Raw genomic sequence first — 16,032 nt, forward strand, 5'->3', positions numbered from 1 at the left:
TCATGACTGATTTACATCGCTTATCAATTCGTGAACTTGCTGAGGGCTTAAGCCAAGCGAAGTTTTCATCTCGCGAACTGACTGAACATTATTTGCAACGTATTGCTAAAATTGACCCACTGGTAAAAAGCTATGTGACGGTTACGCCTGAGCAAGCGCTTGCCGAAGCTGACGCTGCCGATGCTGCATTAAAAGCAGGTAATGCAACCGCTTTAACGGGTATTCCTCTTGCTCATAAAGATATCTTTTGTACCAAAGGCATTAAAACGACTGCCGGTTCAAAAATACTAGACAACTTCATCTCTCCATACGACGCAACTGTTGTTGAAAAAACTAAAGCAGCAGGTCTTGTCACTTTAGGTAAAGTGAACATGGACGAGTTTGCAATGGGTTCAACTTCAGAAAGCTCGTATGTTGGTGCAACAAGTAACCCATGGGCACTCGACCACGTTCCTGGTGGCTCATCAGGTGGTTCTGCTGCGGCTGTAGCGGCTGATTTAGCACCTTTTGCTACAGGTACTGATACAGGCGGCTCAATTCGCCAACCTGCGTCATTCTGCGGTTTAACAGGCTTAAAACCAACCTATGGTCGTGTATCTCGTTTCGGCATCATTGCTTATGCATCATCTTTAGACCAAGCGGGGCCAATGGCACGCTCTGCTGAAGACTGTGCCTACCTCATGAATGTAATTGCAGGTCACGATGCAAAAGACTCAACTTCGGTTAAAAAGGAAGTTGATGACTACGTTGCAAATTTAAATGGCACACCTGTAAAAGGTTTACGCATTGGTATTCCTAAACAGTACTTTAACGTTGCAGGTTTAGATGCTGACGTAAAAGCACGTGTTGAAGAGTCTTTGAAAAAGCTTGAAGAAATGGGTGCAACACTTGTTGAGATCGACCTCAACATGACTGAAGCCTATGTTCCAACGTATTACCTCATCGCGCCAGCAGAAGCATCTTCTAACTTGTCACGTTACGATGGTGTTCGTTACGGCTACCGCTGTGAAAACCCTGCTGATTTGATGGATCTTTACAAACGCTCTCGTTCAGAAGGTTTTGGTCCAGAAGTTCAACGTCGTATTCTCATTGGTACTTATGCGCTTTCTGCGGGTTATTACGATGCTTACTATGTGAAAGCACAAAAAGTACGTCGTTTAATTCAACAAGACTTCTTAAAAGCATTTGAAAATGTAGATGTGATTGCTGCTCCTGCTGCGCCAACAACTGCATATAAAATTGGTGCGAACTTAAGCCCAACTGAAATGTATTTAGGCGATATCTATACACTTGCAGTGAACTTGGCAGGCTTACCAGCGATTAATGCTCCTGTTGGTTTTGATAAAGATAGCTTGCCTGTTGGCTTACAGTTGATTGGTAACTATTGGTCAGAATCACAATTATTGTCGATTGTCCATCAATACCAACAAAACACCGATTTCCATACTCAACGTGCGGCAATTGCTGAGGAGAATGCATAATGGCTGAAGCTCAAAAGTTGAAATTGATTGACGGTTGGGAAGTCGTTATTGGTATCGAGATTCACACTCAGCTTGCAACCAATTCTAAAATTTTCTCTGGTTCATCAACTGAATTTGGTCAAGACCCAAACACACAAGCGAGCCTTGTCGACTTGGCTATGCCGGGTGTACTCCCTGTTTTGAATGAAAAAGTGGTTGATCTTGCTATCCGCTTTGGTTTGGGTATTGATGCATACATCGACCAAGCATCTGTGTTTGCACGTAAAAACTACTTCTACCCTGACTCGCCAAAAGGCTACCAAATTAGCCAAATGGATAACCCAATTGTTGGCTTAGGCCACATTGATATCCAGCTTGAAGATGGCACAACAAAACGCATTGGCGTAACTCGTGCTCACCTTGAAGAAGATGCGGGTAAATCTGTACATGACCAATTTGAAGGTATGTCTGGCATTGACTTAAACCGTGCTGGTACACCTTTACTTGAAATCGTTTCTGAGCCCGACATGCGTTCGGTTGAAGAAGCAGTTGCTTATATCAAAGCAATTCACACATTAGTACGTTGGTTAGGTATTTCTGACGGTAACATGGCAGAAGGTTCATTCCGTGCGGACTGTAACGTATCTTTACGCCGTCCGGGCCAACCTTTTGGTACGCGCTGTGAACTTAAAAACCTCAATTCATTCCGTTTCATTGAGCAAGCGATCAATGTTGAAATTGAACGCCAAATGGAAATTTTGGAATACGGCGGAAGTATCGACCAAGAAACTCGTTTGTTTGATCCGAACAAAATGGAGACGCGCTCTATGCGTTCTAAAGAAGAAGCGAATGACTACCGCTACTTCCCAGATCCAGACTTGTTACCTGTGATTATTGCTGATGAGCAAATTGAAGCTGCTCGCGCTGCACTTCCAGAGCTCCCTGCTGCTCGCCGTGCGCGCTTTATCGCAGACTTTGGTGTAACTGAGTACGATGCTCACGTACTTACGCTCTCACGCGAAATGGCAGACTTCTATGAAGCTGTTGTGGCTGCTGCTGGCGGTGCGAAGCAAGGTAAAGTATCAGCAAACTGGGTAATGGGTGAATTCTCAGGTGCGTTAAACAAAGCTGGCCTAGACTTAGCAGACTCTCCTGTTTCTGCTGAACAACTTGGCGGCATGATTGCACGCATTATTGACAACACCATTAGCGGTAAGATTGCTAAACAAGTCTTTGGCTTTATGTGGGAATCGGAAGGTAAATCTGCCGATGACATCATTGCTGAAAAAGGTTTAAAGCAAGAAACCGACACTGGCGCAATTGAAGCGATTATTAAAGAAGTCCTTGCAGCCAATGAAAAAATGGTTGAAGAATACAAATCTGGTAAAGAAAAAGCCTTTAACGGTCTTGTTGGTCAAGTCATGAAAGCTTCTAAGGGTAAGGCTAACCCTGCTCAAGTCAATGAATTAATGAAAAAATTGATTGGTTAATTCCATTAGCTAACTCAACAAAAAAGCCTCGATTTATCGGGGCTTTTTTATATAACCTACAAGATACACTTCGACTAAAGAATGGGCTTTTTTCTAAAGAATTACTCAGTGATTATGCTAATTTAAATTAAAAATTGAAATCACTTATATTTTAAAAAGAGAGATAAATCATGTCTAAAAAGATTTTAATGTTAGTCGGTGACTATGCCGAAGACTATGAAACTATGGTTCCTTTTCAGTTTTTAACTGGTTTAGGTTATACCGTGCATGCTGTTTGCCCAAATAAAAAGAACGGCGACCATATTGCAACGGCTATTCATGATTTTGAAGGCGAACAAACTTATAGCGAAAAACGTGGCCACAACTTTGCGATTAACTATGATTTTGATGCCGTTAATACCGAAGATTATGTAGGTCTAGTTATTCCGGGTGGTCGTGCACCAGAGTATTTGCGTATGAATGATCGTGTTATCGAAATTGTACGTGAATTCGATAGAGTGAAAAAACCAATTGCAGCTGTATGCCACGGTGCTCAGTTACTCGCAGCGGCAGATGTATTACAAGATCGTCTCTGCTCGGCTTATCCAGCATGTGCGGCCGAAGTAAAATTGGCAGGTGGGCAATATGCAGATATTGCTGTGACTGAAGCCGTTACAGATGGTCATTTAGTGACTGCCCCAGCTTGGCCGGCACATCCAGCTTGGTTAGCTCAATTTGTGAAAGTTTTAGGGGCTACAATTACGATCTAAAGAGATCTCTTTATACTAAATACCATAAAGCCTGCATTTAGATCACAGGCTTTATTACTAAAATAGAAAACTAGATTTTTATCTTGTAATTCCCAACTTATTCCAAATTTCTGGTGTTAAAAACGTCGTCACTAATTTATTTAAATCAATATAGCGTAATGTGCCCTGCAACTGCTGTTTAACAGCTGGGTCCTTAACAATATCTTCACCCGCACTTTGACCTAACTGTTGAAATGCCTCCCCAACAGCCTTCACACCTTCTGCTTGAATTACAGCTTTGGTCTGAGCAGAACATTGCTCCACAATCACACGTTGTAAAACCTGAGCCAGTTTTTGGTCTAGCTGATCTTTTTGCTCGGGCGTTACATTACTAAATGCTTTTAAGTCGGGATGAGCTGCTAAAGCTGTAAATGTCCATTGAAGTACAGTAGTTTTGTCTGAAGCCGTTGTAGCCTTAACTAAACAGTCACTGAGCTGATCAACTGTTGGGCCAGCCATCGCAATTTGAGTAGTCCCCAACACAGCAGCAGCCACACATATTGAACGGCTCAGGTGTAAAAACTTATGGTGAGCAATAGCGTAAAGATGATGTGACATAGGTCTGGCTCCAATAAACAATCTGTTCTTTTTATCACAGAGTCACTAAAGTTACCTGTTATGACTCTGTAACCGCAAAATACCTATTTCACCACAGACTCTATTCGATCCAGCTCCCACACCCCACCTGCTGCCAAGCCTTTGCACATCCCTGTCCACATATCCTTAGTCTGTACAAAACTCTTGCCATCCCAGACCCACTCTTCACTTGCCCAGCAGTCTCCAATGCCTCTTCCTTTTTGAGCACTACTAATAATACCGCTATCGAAATCAGAAGCTGTTTCTGTCACAAACGTTGCTTTACCAGTCAAAGACTCATCGAGTACCCACGCCCCATACCCTTCGTTATAAGCCCCTCTCCAACACAACGTAGTCGCCAAAACTTTCTTATTGGTTAGTTTATATAGCTCAATTTTTTGTGGTTCAGCTCCATCACTATTACCACCATAAATTCCTTCACAAAAGTCTTCTTTAGGATTCGGATTTGCTGCCATCAAGCTACGGTGTATTGCTTGATACTGCTTGCTTTTCAGTTGTAGCGTTAAATAAGGTTTGACTGTAGTTTTAATGCGTTTAACAAGTAGTTTTGGCTCAGGCATAAGTACTTTAGTTTCATTGGCACTGCCCTTTTTAACCAAAGCACCAACAGTCCCAATACGCTTCTGAAAATCATCCATTTTTAATAACACAGCGGTCATTCCAGCATCGGAAATTTTCCATTCATGCTGTGCATTTTTAAATACAATTTCAGTCTTCTGTTTGGATTGCTGTAGTACAGCATTGACTTGCGAGCTGTTGAGTTTACCCATAAGTGGTAACTCAGTACCATCTACAGTCACAGCGCCTAAATCTTTGCCATTTATATAAAAATGAGTATTTTTAAGCTGGTTGGCTGGCAAACTTTGCTCATAGTCTGATAAAGCAAATTCAGCTTGCACAGGTTGTTTTGGCCCTGCTTTACGCACCAATAAAAGTGATGCTGGATTATCACCATTTTCTTCACTTTGATAGCCTGCGGCTTTACATGTACCTGTATTGCTACACGAGATTTCCCACTCTTGGTGTGAAAATGAAATACCTTTGATTTCTTGAGCAAAACTATAAGAACTCATTACTGCCAAACAGCAAATTGAAAGCATATTTTTCATTATTTCATATCTCTATAAGTCTGTTTTATTATGAAGTTAACAATAGTGTTAAATTTTGAGTTACCGTCTAGTTTAAAAGAATATGCTAGATTTATATAAAATTTAAATTGATTACTTTCTAAAAATGAAAAAACTGAATTTTTTATTATTTACTGCATTTAGCAGTCTACCTTCACCTGCTTATGCAGAAGTAAAAAGCTTTACACCCCATTTCCCCAAATTTTATAACTCTGCTGCGACCCGCAAAGCAGATAATCAGTTCTATTCTCTAGGAGAGGCAAAATTTTTAAACGGTATTACAGTCCCTTTTTATGGTGTTACAGCACAAAGTCCTACAGAGAATGGTTTACTTAAAGACTTTGAAACCTGTACACCTAAAAGCTGCCATTTTAATTTTAAACTCGAGGCTCAACACGCCAAACAATTAAAACTTATTGCATTACCTGAAACGGGTTTAGTACTTATTCCCAAAAGTTGGCACGACGTGCAGGCAAATGCAGGTGCAAATGGAACTGGTTTTGCTCTAGTCATGAGTCCAGACCACAAACAAGCAATCAAACTTTACGACTCCTCATTTTGCGTTGGATGTGGCTTACCCAATGCAACGCTTTACTTTCCCCAGCTATTAAAAGAAAGTCTGGAAAATGAATTTGGCGGATTTAAAGATCCTAAAAAACTCATCAATATTGTTCACCCTTCTAAAAAAGTGGCTTTTTTTAGTTATCAAATTCCACAAGTGAACAATAAAACCCATGGTATTGCTAAATATTATGATGAAGACACGTTTAACTATAAAGAAATTCAAGTCACGTTAGATAAATCCCAACAATCTTTAGTTGGCCCTATCCTTAATTTTTATAATGCAACGCACTAATCCAATACTTATAAAAAAACCCGCTTTCGCGGGTTTTCTTAATCACCAAATAGTTACCCGCTTCTCTGGTGGTAAATACATCTGATCATCTTCGTTTATTTTAAAAGCCTCATAAAATGGTTTTTGATTCATTAAAGCTCCATTGCCACGTACTTTATCAGGAGAGTGAGGATCTGTTTTTAAATAGATAATCGCTTGAGCTTCGCGGGTTTTCGCACGCCAAACTTGAGCCCATCCCATATAAAAACGTTGCTCCCCAGTCTGTCCATCAATTACAGGAGCTGGCTTACCGCCTAGTGCAATTTGGTAAGCCTTATAGGCAATTGCTAACCCAGAGTTATCTGCAATGTTTTCACCTAATGTTAATTCACCATTAACATGATAACCAGCAATCGGTTCATAACGGTTATATTGTTCAATCAACGCTTGTGTTTTAGCTTTAAAATGCTGATGATCTTCAGCATTCCACCAGTTTCTCATATTGCCCAATTCATCAAACTGACTACCCTGATCATCAAAGCCATGACTAATTTCATGGCCAATCACAGCACCTATACCACCATAGTTCACTGCATCATCTGCGTTTATATTAAAAAAAGGCGGTTGTAATATCGCTGCTGGAAATACAATTTCATTCAATGATGGATTGTAATAAGCATTCACCGTTTGTGGTTTCATATACCATTCATCACGATCAACCGGCTTACCCAATTTATTAAGTTCATATTGGTATCTAAACTCACTTGCACGAATTATATTTCCAACTAAATCATTTTTAGCGATGTGCAGACCAGAATAATCACGCCACTTTTTTGGATACCCGATCTTTATTGACATGTGAGAAAGCTTTTTACGAGCTTGTATTTTCGTCGCAGGACTCATCCAGTCCAATTCTGTAATGCTTTGGTCATAAGCACGAATCAGATTTTGTACCAATAATTCTATCTGTTGTTTTTTCTCAGCAGGAAAGTATTTTTCAACATAAAGTTTGCCAATACCATCTCCCAGAACCTTATCAACAAGCTGTACACCACGCTTCCAACGCGCTTCTTGTTCAGTAATATCTCGAAGTGTCTTGTTATAAAAATCAAATTTATTATTTACAAAAGCGCTATTTAGTAATGGAGAAAAATTATTTATCAAATGCAATTTAAAATAAGCTTTCCATATATCTAAGGGTGTATCTTGAATAATTGTATTTAAGCCCTGAAAGTAGTCTGGCTGATTTACCTGAATAGTATCAATTTTTCCTTTTAATTCAGTTGCTGTTAGATAACCTTGCCAATCAAATACAGGTGTTAGTTTATATAAATCTTTGATTTTGTATTTATTGTAGCGTTTTGCAAGATTACGATTTTGTACATTACTCCATTGTATTTTTGCCAACTGAGTTTCAAGTTTTAAAATTTCCTGAGCATGTTGTGCTGCTTGCGAGTCTCCAGCAAGTGTTAAAGTTTTTTCAATATACTTTAAATACTGTGCACGAGTTTCAATAAATTTTTTATCATCTTTCAAATAATAATCACGGTCAGGTAGACCCAGACCACTTTGCTCCAAACCAGCCACCATTTCAGTAGATTGTTTCATATCCTGTTCAATGCTTAGACGGATTGGGCTATTGACATCAATACGAGCAAAATGTGCCATTAAAATTGCAATTTTATTCTTATTTTTCAATTTATCAATTTGATTTATCTCATTTTTTAGAGGACTAATACCTTGCTTCTCAATACTTTTTTCATCCATAAAGCTAGCATATAGAGTAGCTACTTTTTGCTCTAAACTACCATCCACCCACTTTTGACCAGAGAGCTCTTCTACAATTTCATGTACTTGGCTGATTGATAACTCACGGAGCTGATTAAAAGCTCCCCAACTTGCTTTATCAGCTGGGATTTCAGTATTTTTTAACCAAATACCATTTACATGTGAATAAAAATCGTTCTTTTCATTAATAGAGGAATCAATATATTGTTGATCTATACCTGATATTTTTTTGATTTGAGAATTTGTTACTAATTCCGCACGTACCAAATTAGCAGAAGTCATAAGTGCAATCGTAAGAGCACTTTTAAGTAAAATAGATTTCAAAGACTCAACCTCACATTTAAATATTTAATAATTAAAAACAATAACTTAATAGCGATTGACTTTTATTAATTAAGCGAATGGCAAAATTAAAACCAATATAGAAGCAAGTTTTATACCGCGAAAATATAATATTTTCAAAAATATATTTTTATATAAATCAAAATAATAAACGAAGAAACTTACTAAATCTTTTATTCTACTAAATACTTAATAATTCTAAAGATGCCATGGTTTGAACCAAGGCATCTTTCAGAGATATGATTACTTTTTAATCTAAAATTTTCTCAAATATTCTTAAACGCTTATAAATTGAAAGCAGTTCAATAATCGTTTTCCATGAACTAATTAAATATTGGAATGATTCACGGACTTTATCAAAAACATTACCTATTTGCGTAATTAAACCCAATGTCATTTTACCTGCGGCAATAGAAGGGAATAAAACAACTAGACTATATAAAATATCTAATTGGATATACCAAATACTAACTAAATTAAAATAAGAGTAATGCAGATATAAACGGAAATAATTCAGCCTAACACTTGTGAACAATTCTCTTAATGTTTTTGGCTGCGCACGCTCCTCATGATCCTCACCATAGACAAGTTCTTTACGATAGGCTGCTTCTACTTTTTGATTATTAAACTGTAAACCAGGTAATTTAATACCAACAACCATTAATAGAACAGTACCAAAAACAGCCCATACAATTGCAGCCCAGACCAATGAATGATCAATTTCACCTACAATAGGTAGTACTTTAACTTGTTTAGAAAGTTCAAAAAGAATAGGTAAAAAGGCAATTAAAACCATTATAGCCTTAACAAAATTTACTCCCAGGTCTTCTAAAACAGAGGCGAAACGCATGGTATCTTCTTGAACACGCTGTGAAGCCCCCTCGATATGACGAAGCTTTTCCCAATGCTCTGTGTAATATTCATTCATTGCTGTACGCCAGCGGAATACATAATGACTAGCAAAAAAAGCATTAATAACAGCTAAAGTCACACCGACCATCGCAATTAAAAGAAATGTAACTGTTCCCATATAAAGTTTATTAATATCACCACCACCGTGATCTAACATACTTTGAATGAGATTATAAAAAGGCCCATACCATGCATTAACAGCTACACTAACCTGAACGCTAAACCAGATATTAAATAAAATAAACGCCGAACCCCACACAGACCAACGTTGCCAAGGATTATTCGATATAGCCCTCCAGAAACCAGCAAAAAGCGCAGTAGAGACTAAAAACCAAACATAAAACCATAAGAAAGTGGGAGACCAAAAACGGCTCACATCTAATGGTAGTTGAGTATCATGGTAGCCCTTAGCAAAGCCGATAAAAGTTCCCCATGTGTTTCCACCTGAGTACCAGAGCACCATATTGAGCGCGATCCAAATGACCGCAGATATAAAGAAATACCTTGGTGATGGAAAAAATGATTTGAACATTGAGCGTGGATATCCCTATATTTCTTCAAATTTACAATGAAAGGAATACTAAAACCTAAACCTTAAAATTGTGAAGGGTAAAGTTTAGAGAATTGTCAGTTTTTCCTGTTCCATTAAAGGATTTGATCGTTTTTTTGTAAATAAATCCCTTTTTTGGCAATTTAATCCATTTAAATTACCTTGTATATGACTCTCGATAGAGCCATATACAGCTTTTATAACACAGTGATATCAGAGATTAAATCTCTTCTTTACGAACAATATAGCCTTCTAATTGCATTGCTTGAATGAGCAAATCTAGATCCGAGGCACTTTTTAACTCTACATCAACGCTCACAGCGCTTTCTTTGGCACGGCTTGTTGCCGCAAAGCGTTCATGACGCAGCTCATAAATATTACCACCCTGCTCAGCAATAATGGCCGTCAAACGAGCTAAAGCACCTGGATTGTCCGGTAATTCAACACGAATACGAACCATACGACCTGTACGGGTTAAATGGCGTTGTAATACAGAGACCATAACACGTGTATCAATATTGCCACCTGACAGCACCACCCCCAATTTATGACCTAAAAATAAATCAGGACGCGACATAATTGCAGCAATACCTGTCGCTCCTGCTCCTTCACATACTGTTTTTTCAATATTAAGTAAGAGTGCAATCGCTTCTTCAATCATGTCTTCAGTGACAACGACAATGTCGTCAACATATTCTTTAGCAACTTGGGTCGTAAGTTCACCTGGAGTTTTTACCGCAATACCCTCAGCAACAGTAGAGCCCATTGAAACTGCATGTTGATAATTGCAAAGTAGTTTTGCCATACTTGGGTATACAACTGATTGCACCCCAATAATTTTGATTTTTGGATTGATCGCTTTAGCAGCAATTGCAATACCAGAAATTAAACCACCACCACCAATTGGCACAACTAAAATATCCAGATCAGGCACAGCTGCAAGCATTTCAAGTGCAATGGTGCCTTGACCCGCAATAATTTCAGTATCATCAAATGGGTGGATAATCGTTAAAGATTCTTCTTGTGCAACACGATGCATTTCAGCAGCAGCTTCTGAAAAGTCCTGCCCGTGCAAAATAACGCGCGCACCGTACTCACGTACTCGTTGCACCTTAACATTTGGCGTAGATTTCGGCATTACAATAGTCGCAGTCACACCTGTCCGCTGAGCATGGTAGGCTACACCTTGTGCGTGATTGCCTGCCGAAGCTGCAATAACACCATGTTGCTTTTCTTGCTCAGATAAACACAACAGTTTATTTAGAGCACCCCGCTCTTTAAATGAAGCTGTAAATTGTAAGTTTTCAAATTTCAACCACATCTCAGCCCCTAAGGTTTTAGAAATGGTTTCTGAGAAAACAAAGGGAGTTTTTACAACTAAACCTTCCAAACGCTCTGCGGCAGCATGAACATCATCTAATGTTGGAAAGCCATTTTTAACCTGTTGCTGTATCATTTATCCAGTCAGCCTCAATACACTACAAATCAATTATTTTTTAAAAAACGGCAACAATATTTCATATTGACCCTTAGAGTTTTCAGCATATCCAACATGCCTCTAATATACAAAAAATTTTATTCCAAAAATTAAAGATTTAGACTTACATAAAAAAAGCCCTTTGTGGACTTTTTATATAATTTTCAGAATATTAACGTTTATTTATTGGCTTTGAGCACTCAAGCCTTCCGTAGACATATTTTGTTCAGCTATTTTTTCATCGATAGCAAACTGAATATCAGAAAGCTTGGCATTAGCTGCATCTATACCAGATTTCATAGTAGCTTCACGGCCTTTGACATCAAAAATATGCGCTTTTTCTCTTAAATCTGGCTGAATAACTACGTCCGCATATTGTAACTCTTCTGCTGCCAAACGCCCTTGCATGATATTAATATTCTGGTTAAACAGTCCCCATACATTCGATGTTTCTGTGTAAATAGGCTGAGCTAAAATATCAACTGCAATAATGACATCAGCCCCTAAATCACGAGCCACTTCAACCGGTACAGGACTCACCAACCCACCGTCTACATATTCAGATTTACCAATTTTAGTTGGCACAAACATACTTGGAATCGAAGCAGAGGCTCTCACGGCTTGCCCAGTATTGCCGTAGTTAAATACGGTCTTAGTGCCATGCTTTAGTTCAGTTGCCACCACATACATTGGAATCTTCATTTTTTCGAGTGGCATATTATTTACTTGCTGGTTAACGTAGTTCTCTACTTTTTTACCATCAAAAAAACCTTTTAGACCGATACTAATGTCACGGACGTCACCAGCTTTCATTTTTAAAGCAGTATCACGCAGTTCAGCAGGTGTTTTACCACTCGCATAAATTGCCCCAACAATACTACCCGCACTCGTACCCACAATAAAATCCGGGCGAATACCATGTTGTTCTAAAACTTCAATCACCCCTATATGAGCATAGCCTCGTGCTCCACCGCTACCCAATACAAGCGCAACAACAGGACGTTTTTGCATTTTTTTAATTCTTGCAAAAGGTTGATCGACAGGACGAGCATAAGCTTCTGTCGTTTGCGGTTTTAGAGCAGCAGACAAGTGTGTGGTGGTCTGGCATCCCGCCAACACCATAGAGAGTCCGAGAACCCACAATTTAAGCTGTTTCATGGCCCATCTTCGCACTATGAGGTTTAAGTTCGGATTGCAATTTTAGTGGTTACTTTCGTGAAAAGCTGTAGTGAATTTATTTAATTTGTCATGTTTAAAATTTAGACTCAAGTATTTTATTTGTCCCCTATATAAAAAAGGCCCCTTATGTATAAGAGGCCTTTTGAAACTTACCAGATATCTGAATCAACTTTTTTCTTCAATTCCGGATACTTGTCAATTTTAAACTCAGGCTCTTTAATGCCTCGTTTTAATTGCTCGCGGTAATCTTTTAACAAAGTACGTGCCATTGGCGTTAATAGTAAAATTGCAATCAAGTTAATGGTTGCCATGATACCCATAAATAAATCAGCCATTGACCAAACGAGTGGAACACTACCGATTGCACCGAAGTACACCATCACCAATACGAAAATGCGGAAGATGAACATGACTTTCGGGTTGTTATTAATAAACTGTACATTACCTTCTGCATAAGCATAGTTACCTAATACAGCTGAATAACAGAATAAGAATAATAGAACAGCTAGGAAATCAGATCCCCAATGCCCAACTTGAGTTTCTAAGGCACGTTGTGTTAATTCAACACCAACAAAACCTGCATCTTGGTAAACGCCAGAAACTAAGATAATGATTGCAGTACTCGTACATACAATGAACGTATCTACGAATACACCAAGCATTTGTACTAAACCTTGGTTTACAGGGTGTTTTACATCAGATGCAGCAGCAGCGTTTGGCGCAGAACCCATACCAGCTTCGTTCGAGAACAAACCACGCTTAATACCTTGCATCATTGCCATTGACACTGCCGCACCGAAGAAACCACCTGCCGCAGCATTGAAGTGGAAAGCTTCAGTCACAATCAGCTTTAAAATATCAGGCAAAATTGCATAGTTGCTTAATGCGATATAGAGAGCAACAGATAAGTAAAGACCTGCTTTTAAAGGTACAAACATCTCTGCAAATTTAGCAATACGTTTAATACCGCCAAAAATTGCCAATGCCACCAACACTACAAGCGCAAGGCCAACCCATGAAATTTCTAGATCAACACCACCTAAATGTGCAATGAGATTAGCTTTATCCCACCCCCAAGCATGTGAAGATGCCTTAGCAATCGCATTGATTTGAACTGAGTTAAATACGAAACCATAGGTAAAGATGAGTGCTAGTGCGAAAACCGCACCAAACGTTTTACTGCGTAGACCTTGAGTAATATAGTAAGCTGGACCACCACGGAACTGTTTAGTCTTACTATCTCTAACTTTAAATAGCTGAGCAAGCGTAGACTCAATAAAAGCAGAGCTCATACCAAGAAGTGCGGTCACCCACATCCAGAACACAGCGCCAGGGCCACCAATTGCGATCGCAATTGCCACGCCAGCAATATTACCTACCCCAACACGGCTCGCAAGACCTGTTACAAATGCCTGAAAAGGTGTAAGGCCATGCTCATTCTCACCTGCTGTACGACTACTTTTCATGACTCGGATACTTTGCAAGAACATGCGAATTTGCACGGCTCCTGTTAAGACCGTATAAAAAATACCGACAGCCAGCAAGAAGATAACCAAAAAGTCCCATAAAGGGTCATTAAAAAATTGTACCCACGACATCAGTGTGGCATTGAGTTGTTCATTCATACTCGGTCCGCTTACGTTCTTGCTAATGTGCTAATAGCACAAGCCAAAATACTGCAATAAACAAAAAAGCCCCTCAAAATAGGGACTTCTTCAGTACATTTAAGGAAAAACTTTTAATGTCACTTGAATAGCAATTACCGTCACAAGTTTAAGCAACATAATGCCCAGCACTAAGCCTTTGAAGGTAACATGAGAGAAAGTACCCTTCAGATAAAATGAATTCATCGCACCACTGAACATATTCCCATTTGGGTGAACAGAATGCATAGACTCGGCTACAAACTTGGAAACTAACAAATGACCACCGCTAAATCAGCTCGCTTAATGATTCCCATCAATTAATCGAGTTATAAAAATCTGGATTTAAGCCAATAAGCATATTTACATATACTTGAGAGCGAATGTCTAAAATGGATATGAATTTCAAAGACTGTAACGAGCCATCGCCATAACGCGGTTATCTGCGCCCTTTTCCCTCTGATTGGAAAAGAGTGCGTTTAGATCTGTACCAAGCTGTTGTATTTCTTGTGGCTCAGTAGTTGCGTGAGTTACGTTCATTTTCATGGTTGCAATGGTAATCGCCAATCCTTGTTTCATGAACTGCTTGTTGATGAGCGGTAGACTCATGTAAAGCTCCTTATTCCTCGTGTATTTCTCCATTTCTACATCCAAATCCTTTTTGTAAAGGGATTTTGTATGCAGCCATTTCTTTCCTAACATGAGTATGGAGAAATCATACCTGCGTAAAAAAGTCGGTATTATGCAGAAATTTAAAATTTTGTGTATGTTTTTCATTAAAATTTTATGTTATTTCCGATTGTTTTTTATCCAAAATCATCTGTTTTGTACTGTTTTTAAACATATTATACCTTTTTTTCAATTGAGTGATTTTTAATCCAACTGATGCTATAAATTTATTTTTATAGTCAAAAACATCATACTTTTTTGTCTATTTAGATCTAAAGTGGCATATTCAGATTAGAGTTAATTAGACATCATATCCAAACTAAACACATCATCATATCTTTAAGGATATCCCTTTTCTAATATTTTTTGCTTATAAATGAAGTACTTTCAAAACATGAAATTAAGCTTCAAAAAGTATTAAGTATTTAAGAAAAAATATAGGAGTACGCATGAATCTGGAACAAGTTCGTCTCGTTGATGAAGCTATCACTTCTCGACATTCTGTCCGCGCTTTTTTAAATACTCCAATTGAGCCAGAAGTCATTAAAGATATATTACGAGTCGCAAGTCGAGCACCTTCTGGAACGAACACTCAACCATGGAAAGTCTATGTGGTCACAGGCAAAAAGCGTGATGAAATGGTTGAACGTGTCTGCGCTGCACAAATTGAAGTTTCAAAAAATCCTGAGCTAGCAGAACAATATAAAGAGACTTTTGCCTATTACCCTGAAAAATGGATATCCCCTTTTATTGACCGCCGCCGCGAGAATGGTTGGGGACTCTACGGTTTACTCGAAATCAAAAAGGGCGAAAAAGAAAAAATGGCTGAACAGCAGCTACGTAATTTTAAATTGTTTGATGCACCAGTCGGCCTTTTCTTTACCGTAAATAAAACGATGGGAATCGGCTCTAAAATGGATATCGCAATGATGATTCAAAACGTGATGGTCGCTGCCAAGGCACGTGGCTTAGATACATGCCCACAAGCAGCTTGGAATCATTTTCACCCTATTGTTTTAGATATAGTAGGTGCCTCAGATGACGAAGAACTGGTATGTGCAATTGCATTAGGTCATGCCGATCCTAACCACATTGTAAATACCTTTATTACGCCTAGAGAACCTGTTGAAAATTTCACAGTTTTTCTAGACGAATAAGCTATAAGTGGCCATTCT

General features: G+C 38.7%; 14 protein-coding genes. 5 read left to right on the plus strand and 9 right to left on the minus strand.

What is annotated here, in order from left to right; genetic code table 11:
- Positions 1 to 2: 2 nt before the first annotated feature.
- The 3 genes from gatA (at position 3) to HMPREF0013_RS21570 (ending at position 3,699) form a co-directional block, all read left to right on the plus strand.
- Positions 3 to 1,481: an Asp-tRNA(Asn)/Glu-tRNA(Gln) amidotransferase subunit GatA gene (gene gatA / locus HMPREF0013_RS21560; protein WP_002116210.1), complete on the plus strand. Its 1,479-nt coding sequence runs from the start codon at positions 3 to 5 to the stop codon at positions 1,479 to 1,481.
- The gene (gene gatB, locus HMPREF0013_RS21565) at positions 1,481 to 2,950 is read left to right on the plus strand and encodes an Asp-tRNA(Asn)/Glu-tRNA(Gln) amidotransferase subunit GatB (protein ID WP_002116348.1); all 1,470 of its coding nucleotides are present in this window, start codon (positions 1,481 to 1,483) and stop codon (positions 2,948 to 2,950) included. The genes gatA and gatB overlap by 1 nt, the downstream gene beginning before the upstream one ends.
- Before the next feature lie 170 nt (positions 2,951 to 3,120).
- Positions 3,121 to 3,699: a DJ-1/PfpI family protein gene (locus HMPREF0013_RS21570; protein WP_002116141.1), complete on the plus strand. Its 579-nt coding sequence runs from the start codon at positions 3,121 to 3,123 to the stop codon at positions 3,697 to 3,699.
- Between the two features lie 78 nt (positions 3,700 to 3,777).
- Here HMPREF0013_RS21570 and HMPREF0013_RS21575 read toward each other — a convergent pair whose 3' ends face one another.
- Together HMPREF0013_RS21575 and HMPREF0013_RS21580 are read right to left on the minus strand one after the other, a co-directional pair.
- The gene (locus HMPREF0013_RS21575; RefSeq protein WP_002116443.1) at positions 3,778 to 4,296 is read right to left on the minus strand and encodes a hypothetical protein; all 519 of its coding nucleotides are present in this window, start codon (positions 4,294 to 4,296) and stop codon (positions 3,778 to 3,780) included.
- 83 nt (positions 4,297 to 4,379) lie between these two features.
- Positions 4,380 to 5,444 (minus strand): DUF1176 domain-containing protein, encoded by a 1,065-nt coding sequence (locus HMPREF0013_RS21580; RefSeq protein WP_005804671.1) that lies wholly within the window; start codon positions 5,442 to 5,444, stop codon positions 4,380 to 4,382.
- A 124-nt stretch (positions 5,445 to 5,568) separates the two neighbouring features.
- Between HMPREF0013_RS21580 and HMPREF0013_RS21585 the strand changes: the two genes are divergently transcribed.
- Positions 5,569 to 6,318, plus strand: a complete 750-nt coding sequence (locus HMPREF0013_RS21585; RefSeq protein WP_002116488.1) for a DUF4850 domain-containing protein — start codon at positions 5,569 to 5,571, stop codon at positions 6,316 to 6,318.
- 42 nt (positions 6,319 to 6,360) lie between these two features.
- Here the strand turns inward: HMPREF0013_RS21585 and HMPREF0013_RS21590 are convergent, their stop codons facing one another.
- The 7 genes from HMPREF0013_RS21590 to HMPREF0013_RS0105745 all read right to left on the minus strand — a co-directional run bounded on the left by HMPREF0013_RS21590 (position 6,361) and on the right by HMPREF0013_RS0105745 (position 14,797).
- Positions 6,361 to 8,409: a M13 family metallopeptidase gene (locus HMPREF0013_RS21590; RefSeq protein ID WP_002116375.1), complete on the minus strand. Its 2,049-nt coding sequence runs from the start codon at positions 8,407 to 8,409 to the stop codon at positions 6,361 to 6,363.
- Positions 8,410 to 8,677: 268 nt separating this feature from the next.
- On the minus strand, positions 8,678 to 9,871 hold the full coding sequence (sbmA, locus tag HMPREF0013_RS21595; RefSeq protein ID WP_005804672.1) for a peptide antibiotic transporter SbmA: 1,194 nt from the start codon (positions 9,869 to 9,871) through the stop codon (positions 8,678 to 8,680).
- A gap of 238 nt (positions 9,872 to 10,109) precedes the next feature.
- Positions 10,110 to 11,345 carry a threonine ammonia-lyase gene (locus HMPREF0013_RS21600; RefSeq protein WP_002116295.1) on the minus strand — a complete coding sequence of 412 codons (1,236 nt, stop codon included), beginning with the start codon at positions 11,343 to 11,345 and terminating at the stop codon, positions 10,110 to 10,112.
- Between the two features lie 204 nt (positions 11,346 to 11,549).
- Positions 11,550 to 12,524, minus strand: a complete 975-nt coding sequence (locus tag HMPREF0013_RS21605; protein ID WP_005804673.1) for a patatin-like phospholipase family protein — start codon at positions 12,522 to 12,524, stop codon at positions 11,550 to 11,552.
- A 170-nt stretch (positions 12,525 to 12,694) separates the two neighbouring features.
- Positions 12,695 to 14,170: an alanine/glycine:cation symporter family protein gene (locus tag HMPREF0013_RS21610; protein ID WP_002116430.1), complete on the minus strand. Its 1,476-nt coding sequence runs from the start codon at positions 14,168 to 14,170 to the stop codon at positions 12,695 to 12,697.
- A 99-nt stretch (positions 14,171 to 14,269) separates the two neighbouring features.
- Positions 14,270 to 14,410, minus strand: coding sequence for a hypothetical protein (locus tag HMPREF0013_RS24775; RefSeq protein ID WP_016802562.1), 141 nt, complete (start codon positions 14,408 to 14,410; stop codon positions 14,270 to 14,272).
- A 183-nt stretch (positions 14,411 to 14,593) separates the two neighbouring features.
- Positions 14,594 to 14,797, minus strand: a complete 204-nt coding sequence (locus HMPREF0013_RS0105745; protein WP_002116048.1) for a hypothetical protein — start codon at positions 14,795 to 14,797, stop codon at positions 14,594 to 14,596.
- Positions 14,798 to 15,306: 509 nt separating this feature from the next.
- Here HMPREF0013_RS0105745 and HMPREF0013_RS21615 point away from each other — a divergent pair.
- The gene (locus HMPREF0013_RS21615; RefSeq protein WP_002116417.1) at positions 15,307 to 16,014 is read left to right on the plus strand and encodes a nitroreductase; all 708 of its coding nucleotides are present in this window, start codon (positions 15,307 to 15,309) and stop codon (positions 16,012 to 16,014) included.
- The last annotated feature ends 18 nt before the right edge of the window (positions 16,015 to 16,032 follow it).

Origin of the sequence: Acinetobacter sp. SH024, assembly GCF_000163635.1 — a bacterium.
Lineage (GTDB): Bacteria > Pseudomonadota > Gammaproteobacteria > Pseudomonadales > Moraxellaceae > Acinetobacter > Acinetobacter pittii.